The organism is Tenacibaculum adriaticum (assembly GCF_008124875.1).
Taxonomy (GTDB): Bacteria; Bacteroidota; Bacteroidia; order Flavobacteriales; family Flavobacteriaceae; genus Polaribacter; species Polaribacter adriaticus.
Genome location: NZ_VNIA01000001.1, coordinates 79086 through 91968, shown reverse-complemented (window position 1 = coordinate 91968; position 12883 = coordinate 79086). Strand labels below are relative to the sequence as shown.

The 12883-nt window shown below is 31.2% G+C and carries 10 protein-coding genes; 4 read left to right on the top strand and 6 right to left on the bottom strand.

Translation table 11 applies throughout. The annotated features are described in order from the left end of the window. The first annotated feature begins 16 nt into the window (after nucleotides 1-16). From C7447_RS00480 to C7447_RS00470, 3 genes are all read left to right on the top strand, one after another. Nucleotides 17-850 (top strand): GLPGLI family protein, encoded by an 834-nt coding sequence (locus C7447_RS00480; protein WP_148868221.1) that lies wholly within the window; start codon nucleotides 17-19, stop codon nucleotides 848-850. 88 nt (nucleotides 851-938) lie between these two features. Beyond that, nucleotides 939-1778, top strand: a complete 840-nt coding sequence (locus C7447_RS00475) for a GLPGLI family protein (protein ID WP_148868220.1) — start codon at nucleotides 939-941, stop codon at nucleotides 1776-1778. A gap of 17 nt (nucleotides 1779-1795) precedes the next feature. Further along, nucleotides 1796-4525 (top strand): TonB-dependent receptor, encoded by a 2730-nt coding sequence (locus tag C7447_RS00470; RefSeq protein ID WP_148868219.1) that lies wholly within the window; start codon nucleotides 1796-1798, stop codon nucleotides 4523-4525. 66 nt (nucleotides 4526-4591) lie between these two features. Here the strand turns inward: C7447_RS00470 and C7447_RS00465 are convergent, their stop codons facing one another. Next, nucleotides 4592-7909 carry a reprolysin-like metallopeptidase gene (locus C7447_RS00465; protein WP_148868218.1) on the bottom strand — a complete coding sequence of 1106 codons (3318 nt, stop codon included), beginning with the start codon at nucleotides 7907-7909 and terminating at the stop codon, nucleotides 4592-4594. A gap of 82 nt (nucleotides 7910-7991) precedes the next feature. Here C7447_RS00465 and lipB point away from each other — a divergent pair, with 82 nt between their 5' ends. Further along, nucleotides 7992-8693 (top strand): lipoyl(octanoyl) transferase LipB, encoded by a 702-nt coding sequence (gene lipB / locus C7447_RS00460; protein ID WP_148868217.1) that lies wholly within the window; start codon nucleotides 7992-7994, stop codon nucleotides 8691-8693. Nucleotides 8694-8742: 49 nt separating this feature from the next. Here lipB and C7447_RS00455 read toward each other — a convergent pair whose 3' ends face one another. From C7447_RS00455 to C7447_RS00435, 5 genes are all read right to left on the bottom strand, one after another. Continuing rightward, nucleotides 8743-9393 carry a YceI family protein gene (locus C7447_RS00455; RefSeq protein ID WP_148868216.1) on the bottom strand — a complete coding sequence of 217 codons (651 nt, stop codon included), beginning with the start codon at nucleotides 9391-9393 and terminating at the stop codon, nucleotides 8743-8745. 73 nt (nucleotides 9394-9466) lie between these two features. Continuing rightward, the gene (dtd, locus tag C7447_RS00450; RefSeq protein ID WP_148868215.1) at nucleotides 9467-9919 is read right to left on the bottom strand and encodes a D-aminoacyl-tRNA deacylase; all 453 of its coding nucleotides are present in this window, start codon (nucleotides 9917-9919) and stop codon (nucleotides 9467-9469) included. A 20-nt stretch (nucleotides 9920-9939) separates the two neighbouring features. Further along, a complete protein-coding gene (gene rsgA / locus C7447_RS00445) occupies nucleotides 9940-10881 on the bottom strand; it encodes a ribosome small subunit-dependent GTPase A (protein WP_148868214.1) in 942 nt (313 codons plus the stop codon). A 49-nt stretch (nucleotides 10882-10930) separates the two neighbouring features. Beyond that, complete coding sequence (locus tag C7447_RS00440; protein ID WP_148868213.1) at nucleotides 10931-12013, bottom strand: bifunctional 3-deoxy-7-phosphoheptulonate synthase/chorismate mutase type II; 1083 nt, start codon at nucleotides 12011-12013, stop codon at nucleotides 10931-10933. 20 nt (nucleotides 12014-12033) lie between these two features. Next, complete coding sequence (locus C7447_RS00435; RefSeq protein ID WP_148868212.1) at nucleotides 12034-12882, bottom strand: prephenate dehydrogenase; 849 nt, start codon at nucleotides 12880-12882, stop codon at nucleotides 12034-12036. Nucleotide 12883 lies beyond the last annotated feature (1 nt).

The window sequence follows — 12883 nt, the reverse complement described above, 5'->3', positions numbered from 1 at the left end:
TTAAAATTAAATAAAAATGAAAAAAATTATTCTATTATTTCTATTGATGAGTTCTGTAGTTTTTTCTCAAGATTTTCAAGGAAAAGCAACGTATAAAACACACCGAAAAACGGAAATTAAAATCAGTACAGATAAAGGAGCGCCAAATGCAGATATGCAAAAGAAGCTACATGAGCGTATGAAGAAAATGTTTCAAAAAACATTTACGTTGAATTTTTCCAAGTCGGCTTCTACCTACAAACAAAATAAAGAATTAGAACCAGAAGTAAAATCAGGCGGAGTTGAAGTTGTAATGTTTGGTAGTGGAGGGGGTACCGATGTGTTATATAAAAACATTGTAGATAAAAGTTATACCAACAAAACTGAAATTAGTGGAAAACGATTTTTAATTAAAGATAAATTACCAGAACATGAATGGGAAATGACATCAGAAACTAAAAAAATTGGTGATTACACTTGTTATAAAGCAACTAGAAGTAGAGAAGAAAAGAGAACTAGTTTTACTATGACCGATGGAGAAAAAGAAGAGAAAAAAGAGGAAGTTACAGTAGCAATAACAGCTTGGTATACACCACAAATCCCTGTTAGTAATGGACCAGGAATGCACTGGGGGTTACCAGGATTAATTTTAGAAGTTCAAGAGGGAAAACAAACGATTGTATGTAGTGAACTAGTTTTAAATTCGAAAGATAAAATTGAAATAGAGGAACCTACAAAAGGAAAAAAAATAACTCAAAAGAAGTTTGATGAAATTATGAAAGAAAAAACACAAGAGATGATGGAAAGGTTTAAAAATCAAAGAAAATCTAAAAAAGACGGAGAATCTATTAGTATAGAAATTCAAGGGTAAAAATAATTACCGATTAAACCTTTAGCTTTTTTTTAAGTCTAACGAAGATAACTAAGAATTATCTTTATAAAAAATTAAAGCTAAAAATATGAAATCAATTTTCACTTACCTGTTTTTGTTTTGTTCAGTTGTTGTATTTGCGCAAAAAGATTTTCAAGGAAAAGCGGTTTATCAATCAAAAACTTCATTCGATATGAGTCGTTTTAATGATCGTGAAATGTCTGAACAAAGAAAAAAACAAATGATGGATAGAATGAAGAATATGTTAGAGAAAACATACATACTTCATTTTAATAAAATTTCATCATTATATAAAGAAGAAGAAAAATTAGAAACTCCAGGACAAGGAGGTTTTCGTTTTGGAGGAATGAGTGGTGGTACACAGTACAAAAATATTTCTGAAAAAAAAATGATAGAAGCCAAGGAGTTTTTTGGTAAAAAATTTTTAATAACTGAAGAAGTAGAAATGCCACAATGGGAAATGAGTGGTGAAACAAAAAAAATAGGTAACTATACTTGTTATAAAGCAACGATGATAAAAAAGAACGATGATTTTGATTGGAGAAGTATGCGAAGGAGAAATGATGACAAACCAAAAGACTCAACGAAGGTTATCAAAGTTTCGGATGAAATTGAAACGCCAAAGGAAACTCTAGTTACTGCTTGGTATACACCTCAAATTCCTGTGAGTAATGGGCCAGAGAAGTATTGGGGATTGCCAGGGTTGATTTTAGAAATTAATTCAGATAGAACTACAATTTTATGCACAGAAGTGGTTTTAAATCCTACAGAAAAAGTTATGATTGAAGCACCGACTAAGGGAGACAAGGTAACTCGTGAAGAATATAATAAAATTATGAAAAAGAAGATGGAGGAAATGCGAGAAATGTTTAGAGGACGACGAGATGGCGGAAGAGGAGGAAGATAACTAGTGAAATTAAAAAAATGAAAAAACTATTACTACTCGCAGTCATTATGATTGCTAACATTACCAATGCGCAAATTAAACTATCAGGAGTTGTAAAAGATAGTACTGGTAATCCATTAGAAATGGCAAATTTAATTGCTATTAATAATAACACTAAAAAGTTAGATTCTTATGGGTTTACAGATTCTTATGGTAATTATAAACTTAATTTAAAGAAGAATGCGACATATTCTATTAAAGCGAGTTATGTAGGTATGAAAACATCAGATCTAACTATAGTTACACAAGAATCTGATCTTTTAAAAGATATTATTCTTGAATTAGATGAAACATTAGATGAGGTTGAAATTATTTCTAAAATGCCAGTTACAGTTAAAGGAGATACTATTGTGTACAATGCTGATTCTTTTAAAAGCGGAACAGAAAAAAAATTAGGAGATGTTTTAAAAAAATTACCTGGCGTTGAGGTAAATGATGATGGTGAAATTCAAGTGGAAGGAAAAACGGTTAAAAAAGTAATGGTAGAAGGGAAAGATTTTTTTGATGGAGATTCTAAATTGGCTGTCAAAAACATTCCTGCCAATGCTATTGATAAAGTAGAGGTGTTAAAAAATCATAGTGAAGTTAGTCAAATGAGCAGAGTTACTGATAATGAAGATAACATTGTTATCAATTTGAAGTTGAAAGAAGGAAAGAAAAATTTTTGGTTTGGAGAAGTAGTTGCTGGAGTTGGTTTAGGTATGCAAGATGAACGTTATTTAGTACATCCTAAATTATTTTATTACAATCCAAAATATAGTGTAAATGTAATTTCAGACTTTAATAATATTGGAGAAATACCATTTACTCGTCGTGATTATTTTAAGTTTACTGGTGGATTTAGAGGAGGTGGAGGTCGCGGTACAAGTTTTAATGTAGCTTCTTCGGATATTGGTTTTTTAACTATGAGAAATGATAAGGCTAAAGAAATTGAAACGCGTTTTGGTGCCGTAAATTTTAGTTACTCACCTAAGCAGAATTGGGACTTAAGTGGGTTTGCCATTTATTCAGGAACTAATACGGATATGGAAGAAAATACAACCAGGAATTATATCAATCCAGAAGAAAATAATCCAGACGCTATAGAAACAGAAACAACTCAGAGTTCCACAAATCAAAAAAGTAATTTAGGGTTGATAAAGTTGAGTTCTAGCTATAAAAAGAATGAAAACAATCAATTTGATTATGATATTTTTATAAAAGTTTCTGATCAAAACGAATATCAAAATTTTACTTCAAATAGAATAACTGTAAATGGAGCAAATACTACAGTTCCTATTGATGAGGTTTCTTCACAAAATCCGTTTTCAATCAGTCAAAATGCAAATTATTATTATACGTTAAATGATAAAAACATTTTTTCTTTTGAAGCGCAACATTTATGGCAGAACGAAGATCCATTTTACAATGCAAAATTAGCAGAATTATCATTTGCTGATCAATTAGGATTAACGTCTCCCCAAACGTTGTTTGATGTTTCGCAAAACAAACGAGTAAAGACAAACAAGTTAGATGTAAAAATTGATTATTATTACGTGTTAAATGCTAAAAGTAATTTGAATTTTAGTTTAGGAAGTACTCTAAGTACCCAGCAATTTAATTCTGATGTTTTCCAAGTTTTAGATAACGGAAACCAACAAAATATTAATAATACAAATGTAATTAACGATGTTGAGTATACTTTCAATGATTATTTTGGCGGATTGCATTATAAATTTATAACAGGAATATTCACCTTTGATCAAGGATTTACTTTACATCAATATTCAGCAGAAAACATACAATTAGGGACATCGTTTGATAATAATTTCACTAAATTATTACCTGATGCTTCGATTAAAGTTGCGTTAAAAAAATCAGAAACATTACGTTTAAATTATAGTCAACAAGTAAGTTTTACGGATATTAATAGTGTTGCAGAAGGGTACGTCTTTAATAATTACAATCGATTGTATTCTGGTAACCGAGAGTTAGAAAGTGCGCTTTCTCATAATATTAGTTTAAGCTATTTCAGTTTTAACATGTTTAATTATACAAATGTGTTTGCTAACATTAATTATAACAAACGAATTGATGCTGTAAAAGGATTAACTGAGTTTAATGGGGTAGATCAAACTTCAACATCAATTAATTCGGTTTTTCCAGATGAAAGTATTTCAGCGAATGCTAATTTTCAAAAAAGTTATCGAAAATTTAAATTATCATTAGGAGGTAATGTAGGATATTCAAAATCTAATAACTTATTTTTTTCAAGCGAGACAAACACAAATGAAAACAGAGAATCAAATTCGTTTACACAATTGTATAGAACTCGTTTAAGTTCTAACTTTAGAGATGCCCCTAACTTTGATGTTGGATACAACGTAAGTATTAATAAGTATGATCAAGGAGGGAATATAAACACGTTTACTACTCATAGTCCATTTATAAATTTTGATGCGTTTATTACAAACGATTTAGTTTTCAATACAAAATATACATATAATAACTATAGAAATGAAGAAAAAACACTAAATACTTATAGTTTTTGGGATGCAGATTTAACCTATCAGAAGAAAGATAGTAAATGGGAATATAAAATTGGAATGACTAATTTATTAAATACAAAATCTTTGAATCAAGACGATACAAATACTATTTTTAATAGTACGTCAGCGTATATAATACAACCACGTTATGCAACTTTTAGTGTAAAGTATAATTTGTAATTTAATTATTAATCAATAAAAAAGCGAACTTTTTAAGTTCGCTTTTTTGCTTTATAAAAGGTATGGTTATTTAATAATTAGTTTTTTGGTTGTTTGTTTATTGCCGTTTTGAATTTGTAATAAATATAATCCAGCATTAATTTTGTCAAATGTTAATTCTTCAGAGAAAATAGATGAAGTATTTTTATAATCTTTTTGCTCTATCATTCGTCCTCTGATATCAAATAATTTAAGAGAAACTTTATTTGTATTTAAAACTTCAAATCTCAAGTTAAATTTTCCTTCTGAAGGATTAGGATAAAGGCTAAAGCTATTAAAAGAAAAGTCTTTAACGGATGCTGGGTTATCCACAACAATTGTGTAATCTTCTGTTTCTCCCCACTCACTTCCTTGATCTTCATCACAAGCACCTTCTCCGTAACTATCTTCATTTGGGTTGGTGTATTCAATAATAACTCTCATTCTGGTAGATCCGTTTACTGCATTTTCTGGAACAGTAATGTCCATGGTTCCAGTAACAATACTTCCAGATATTGTGCCTAAATCATATCTTTCATCATCTATATTGAATACATAGTCTTGATTCCAATCAATGAAAACAAAACAATGGTCTCTAAAGGTTTTGGCATCAAATGTAACGCTCACTTGATAGGTTTCTCCAGATTGAACTATGGTTGAAATATTGGTAAAATCCTGATAACCATCATCTGCATCAGGATCGTGATCATTTCCTGAATCATTATTAATGGTATTGAAAGTAACATTAGAAATGTATTCGCTTCCATTAGACTGTGTAAAAGTTGAACTACAATATGAGGGTTCTTCTGTAGTAAAATTAAAAATGTTAGAAAAAGAACCTTCACCACAATTGTTTTTAGGTTTTACCCTCCAGTAATATCTAGTAGTGTACTCTAAAATTGTAGGAACGGTATAAGAATTAGTTGTTACATTACCATTAGCAACAATACTTGCAAAGTTACTATCAATTGCTAACTCTATGTCATATGATGTAGCATTGTTGTCTTCTACCCAATTAAGTAAGGGAGATAAAAGTTCTCCTGTAATTCCATCTGTTGGAGAAGTTAATGTTAATTGGTCAAAACTATCATCAAATATATTTAAGGTAGCATTTATGGATTTTACAATACTACCAGATGTTCCTTTTAAAATTATTGGGTAGCTAGCTTTAGCAGCATCTGTAGTTGTTATTGTAGCAGTTACTTGTGTGTTATTATCTACTGCAGAAACAGGGTTGAATGTAATTGTAGCCCCAGCAGGTAAATTATCTGCAGAAAATGTCGTAGTACCTGTGAAACCTAAAAATGTTTTATAAGTAAATTGATAAACAGCATCATTAGGTTTACAAACATCTAAAGTTGGATTATCAATAGTTAAAGCGAATTCAGATTCTTGTGTTGAGAAGTTAGATGAATTTACTGCATAGAAGATGTTATCGTTACCTTCTACCATAATTCTGGCAGAGGTTGTATCACCACCTGTAGCAGGCGTGATTATTTCATGACTCCCATCATTAGGTACATTACTAGCTAGTATATAAGGAAATGTTATACCACCATCAACGGACATTTTTATGTTTACAGTTGTCGTATTAACTGCGCCTGAATCTGTGCCAGCAACATCCCAAGTAACAGTTTGTGTTGATCCAACATCCCATAATTCATTAGTGGTTTGAGAAGTAATTATAAATGGTCCTGCAGTGGTATCAACAGTTATTTTCATAGTGTCATAGCTGGTTTGTCCTCCTAAACCTAAAGCTGTTGGTTCTCTATCTCGCACAGTTAAAGCCCAGTTTAGTTCCCGATCAACCAGAGAAACAGTTTCCCAATCATCACCAGAGCTGGGGTTGGTTTCTGTTAATTGCCCTGCAATTACACGGCTTAATTTTGGTATATATCTGTCTGAATCAGGAGAAGGAGACAAAGATCTTGCTTGAGCTCCTACTTCTCTTGTAGGGCCAAACTGACTTGCTGTAACTTGGCCACTATCTGTTTGTTCCCAGCAATACATTAAATTATCACTGCTATCAGCATCAGTAGCATCTCCTCTTAATACAAAAGCAGTGCCTCCAGGTATTATATAATCATTACCTGCGTTGGCTACAGGAGGGCTATTTGTTAAATTTATAGGACTATTATTTTGCCAACATGTCTGAGTTTCTAAATTTGTTAAAATTTGACGAATACTATGATAGTGAAAATATGGATCGCTATTTTGCTGTACGTTAGAGCCTGTAATACCAGCATACCCCATAATTGTAGAACCAGAACCTGGTTCTGCATTTACGCCTGTGCCTTCTGTATTATGAGAAAATGTATGGTTTGCCCCCATTTGATGTCCAATTTCATGGGCAACATAGTCTATATCAAAAGTATCTCCTTCTGGAATTGCATTGGCAGGAGAAGTAATTCCTGCTCCTTTGTTTTCATCATTGATGGAAGTTGTATCATCTACACATACACAACCAATACATCCTGCGTTTCCGCCACCACCGGAAGCACCAAACATATGTCCGATATCATAAGCGTCGTTACCTATCGTATTTGTCAAAGTGTTTTGCAATTCAACATTCCAAGCACTTAATGAACCTGAATAAGGGTCGGTGGCTGGGTCCGTATAAATCAATTCTGGAAAATCTTGTACTTCAAAGGTTACTGCCATATCAGTTTCAAACACAGCATTTACTCTAGTTATAGTTGCATTTATTGCAGCTAAAGCTCCAGCAACTGTCCCTCCATGATATGTTGTATATTCTCCATTAACAGACATCGCTAATCTAAACTTACGCAAAGTTTGGTCATTTGCATCTCTGCTATAAGAGTCTTTTATGTTGTCTTTAGAAACAATTTCATCTGCCGTAGAACAAATGAATTCTTCTTTAGGTAGGCTAGTTTTAGATAACCTATTATAAACCACATATTTTTCAGTACTGTTTTCTACTGGTTGTATAAAAACAGTTGGTTTGTTTTTGTAGCTAACCATAGTTTGCACACCTTTTTGTGATACACTCATTCTTAGAGTAGCTCCATTTTTTTTGTTTACACCTATGTACGATTTAATTTCAGGGTATTTTGCGGCTAATGAAGGAGCAAGAATAGGATTTTCAAAAATTTCAAATCTCTCAATATTTCCTTTTTCATCAGGAATAGTAACTAAATTACCTGAAGTTAATCCTCTTTTAGGGCAATTAGTAATTAAAGACTTAAATTTTAATAAATTTAAGTTAACAATAGTGAAATTATCACTATCTAACTTATGCGTTGAGATACCATTAATATTTTCATTACCTTTTGTTTTTTTCCATAATTCTTGAGCATTTATGCATAAAGAAAGCATAAAGAAAGCTAACAATGTAATTTTTTTCATATATTTTTGTTGTTTCGGGGTAAAAAAAGTGTTTTTCTACGTTATGATAATCGCAATAAAAATGAAATAATTAAGCAAAAGTATGAATAAAAATGTTTATTTGCAGGATTTATCTCAAAAAGATTACAAATATATTTGGGATTATCAAGCTGATTTACTGCAAAGTATTGTCGACTTAAAAATTCAAAACAGAAGAAATGAATCTTCAATCCAAACAAAAAATCACTTTCTTTTTGTTGAGCATCCACATGTATATACATTAGGGAAAAGTGGAGATATGAGCAATTTATTACTCAACGAAGAACAATTAAAAGAAAAAGGAGCAACTTTTTATAAGATAAATAGAGGAGGAGATATCACATATCATGGTCCTGGGCAGATTGTTGGGTATCCTATTTTAGACTTAGAAAATTTCTTTACTGATATTCATAAATATTTACGATTGTTAGAGGAAACTATTATTTTAACTATTGATGAATATGGATTAAAAGGAGAAAGAAGTGAAGGAGAAACAGGCGTTTGGTTAGATGTGGGGACTCCATTTGCACGTAAAATTTGTGCGATGGGAATTAGAACAAGCCGATGGGTTACCATGCATGGTTTTGCTTTAAATGTAAATACTGACTTAGGGTATTTTGATAATATTATTCCGTGTGGAATTCGTGGAAAAGCTGTTGCTTCGATGGAGTCTGAATTGGGTAGAAAAATACCTACAGATGAGGTGAAAGAAAAAATATTAAAACACTTTAAAAATTTGTTTGAAGTAGATAATTATATTTTATAAAAAAAACCGAGCATTTGCTCGGTTTTTTTTTATAAAATAATAAGTTTAATTATTTCGTAGCTTTTACTTCAAAAGACAGTTCTACTAAATCATCAACAAATTTATCTTTTAAATTGTCGAAGAATTTTTTAGAAGCATACTTTACATTAAAATCAGCTCTATCGATATTAAATTTATCACTTTTAAAAGTTACAACTCCGTTTTCTTCAGATACTGTCGCAGGAATAGTAATGCTTTTAGTAACATCTTTTATAGTTAAGTTACCTGTTACAGCTAATTTATCGTCTTTATTTTCAACAGAAGTAATTACAAATTTAGAAGTTGGGTATTTTTCAACATCAAAGAAATCAGCATTTTTTAAATGTCCTATTAATTTTTGTCCGTATTCAGAATCACCTAAATCAGTACATTTAATTGTATTTAAATCAACAACAAACTCTCCAGATTTAACGGTTCCTTCTTCTACTACTAAAGAACCACTTTTTAAAGCAACTGTACCCTCGTGTGCTCCGGTTGGCTTAGTTCCTTTCCAAGTTAATACAGAAGTTTCAACATTAACATTGTCAAGAGCAACTTCTTCAGCAGCTACAGTTTCTTCAACTACAACTTCTTCTTTAACTTCCACTTTTTCTTTTTTTTCTGATTTACATGCAGTTAATACTGATGCAAATACTACTAGGGATAAAATTAGTTTTTTCATTTGTTTTTAAAATTGATTATGGATTAAATATATTTTCCATGGCAAATATATTAAATATTTATTTTCCGTGGAATTATTTTTTGTCTTTTGAATCGATTATAATTGTTACAGGACCATCGTTTAATAATTCTACTTTCATATCAGCTCCAAATTCACCAGTTTCTACTTTCTTACCTAAAACGTTCTCTATTTGAGTAATAAACTTTTCATACATAGGTATTGCAGATTCTGGTTTAGAAGCTTTAATATAACTTGGTCTATTCCCTTTCTTAGTAGATGCATGTAGTGTAAACTGACTTACTACAATAGCATCACCTTGTATTTCTAACAACGAATTATTCATGATATTATTTTCATCATTAAAAATTCTAAGATTTACAATTTTTTTTGATAACCAATTTATATCTTCCATTGTGTCTAAATCTTCGATACCTAAAAGAATTAATAATCCTTGTTGAATATCGGCAACTTTTTTATTTTTAATAGTAACACTAGCTTTTGAAACTCGCTGAATAACAGCTTTCATATTCTTCTTTTTTTTGATTGTTATTCCCAAACATCCGTTCGGTAATGTTCCTCTTCTCCTTCTAAAATTTGAAGGTAGCTTTTGTAACGGGACCAAGAAATTTCTTCACGTTCTAAAGCTTCTTTTACAGCACATTGTGGTTCGTTAACATGAATGCAGTTGTTAAATTTACAGTGCTGTTTTAACGCGAAAAACTCAGGAAAATAATCACCTAATTCATCTTTTTCCATATCCACCACACCAAAACCTTTAATTCCAGGAGTGTCGATTATTCGCGCATCAAAGCTTAAATCAAACATTTCGGCAAAAGTGGTGGTGTGTTGACCTTGTTTGTGTTGTTCAGAAATTTCTTTTGTTTTTAAATTTAATGATGGTTCAAGAGTATTTAACAGAGTAGTTTTACCAACCCCCGAATGACCAGAAAACATACTTACTTTACCAAGCATCATTTTTTTTATCTTATCTACATTTTTACCGGTTACGGCAGATACTTCAATGCACTCATAACCAATGGATTCGTAAATGTCTTTTAAATATAAAATTTCTGCACGTTCTTCAATTTCATAAGTGTCAATTTTATTAAAAACAAGAATTGCTTTTATTGAATAGGCTTCAGCAGTAACTAAAAAACGATCGATGAAAGTGGTAAAAGTAGGAGGGTTGTTTATGGTAATTAATAAAAAAACTTGATCAATATTGGCAGCTATAATATGCGTTTGTTTAGATAAGTTTACCGATTTACGAACAATGTGATTTTTTCTTTCAAAGATTTTTGTAATTACGCCTGTTACTTCATCGTTATTGGTTTCTAAAGAAAATTCTACTTTGTCTCCCACAGCTATTGGATTAGTGCTTTTAATTCCTTTAAGACGAAATTTTCCTTTAATACGACAATTATAAAATTCGTCTCCAGATTTTACCCAATACCAACTTCCTGTTGATTTATAAACCGTTCCTGTCATATAACAAAGATGAGGATAAAAAAATTCCCGCAAAAGCGGGAACTTATTTTTATGAATTAATTATTTTTTCTTGATGGTTGATACTTTCTTGATGAATTGCTTTAAACATTTTTAAGATGAATTCTTCACTTAAACCTTTACTTTCACCTTCTAAAATCATGTTTCCAAGAATTTCGTTCCAACGTTTTGTTTGTAAAACAGCAACATTTTTCTGTTTTTTTAGTTTCCCAATCTCATCGGCAACCTTCATTCTTTTACCCAACATTTCTATTAATTGGTTGTCAACAACATTAATTTGAGCACGTAAATTATCTAAAGAATTTTTATAATCTGCCTCTGTGTTTGTCTCTTTTCTAATTTTTAAATCTTGCATAATCTGCTTTAACGTAGTTGGAGTAACTTGTTGAGCAGCATCGCTCCATGCGTTGTCTGGATCAAAATGTGTTTCAATCATCAATCCATCAAAATTTAAATCTAAAGCAGTTTGAGAAACTTCAAAAATCATATCTCTATTTCCAGTGATATGAGAAGGATCGTTAATTAATGGTAAATCTGGAAATTTGTTTTGAAACTCAATTGCCAATTGCCATTCTGGGATATTTCTATATTTCGTTTTTTCGTATGTTGAAAACCCTCTGTGAATTGCGCCCAAATTTTTAATATCTGCTTTGTATAAACGCTCAATTCCACCTAACCAAAGAGCCAAATCTGGATTTACTGGATTTTTAACCAATACAATTTTATCTGTTCCTTGTAAAGCATCTGCAATTTCTTGCATAATAAATGGCGAAACTGTAGATCTTGCTCCAATCCAAAGTAAATCCACATCATATTCTAACGCTAATTTTACATGTGCTGCATTGGCAACTTCTGTACAGGTTTTCATTCCTGTTTCTGATTTCACTTTTTGCAACCACTTTAAACCGATTGCTCCAACACCTTCAAACATACCTGGACGCGTTCTTGGTTTCCAAATTCCTGCACGGAAATAATTTACATCAGAATCTTTTAATTCGTGTGCAATTTTTAAAACCTGTTCTTCGGTTTCTGCACTACAAGGCCCTGCTATTACTAGTGGATGATTTAATTTCATATCATCCAACCATGTTCTTAATTCTTTTGTATTCTCCATTATTCTAATTGTTTTGGCTTTTATTTTATGCCGTTTAATATTTGCTTTATGTAATTTGTGTTTTTCATTTCGTTATAAATTTCAGGAAAATTATCGTTCTCCATCAGCTCTTTAAATTGTTGTAAATTGATAATATATTCATTTAAAGTTTCTATAACATTTGTTTTATTTTGTTCAAAAATTGGCGTCCACATTGCTGGTGAGCTTTTTGCCAAACGAACTGTAGATGCAAATCCACTTCCTGCCATATCAAAAATATCACGTTCATTTTTTTCTTTTTCGATAACAGTTTTTCCCAACATAAATGCACTTATGTGCGATAAATGAGAAACATACGCAATATGTTTATCGTGCGATTTTGAATCCATATAACGGATTCTCATTCCTAATGTTGAAAAAATTTCTAATGCTTTTTCTTGTAGTTTAAAGGCTGTTTTTTCTACTTCGCAAATAATATTAGTTTTGTTTTTGAACAAACCTTTTATTGCTGCTTTGGGTCCAGAAAATTCTGTTCCAGCAATTGGATGCGCTGCTAAAAAGTTTCTTCTCTTCGGATGATTTGCCACAACAGTGCAAATCATTTCTTTGGTAGAACCAACATCAATCAACAAACAATCATCATTTATTATATCTAAAACTTCAGGAATAACCTGCAACTGAACATCAACTGGAATAGAAACAATTACAACATCTGCTTTTTCTAAATCAGAAAATGTTGCTTTTTCATGAATGATTCCAATTTCTAAAGCTTCTTGTAAGTGATTTTCACTTACATCAATTCCGTAAATTTTCGCATCCACAAAATGCTCTTGAATATCTAAAGATAAACTTCCTCCAATTAATCCTAGACCTATTACAAATACATTCATC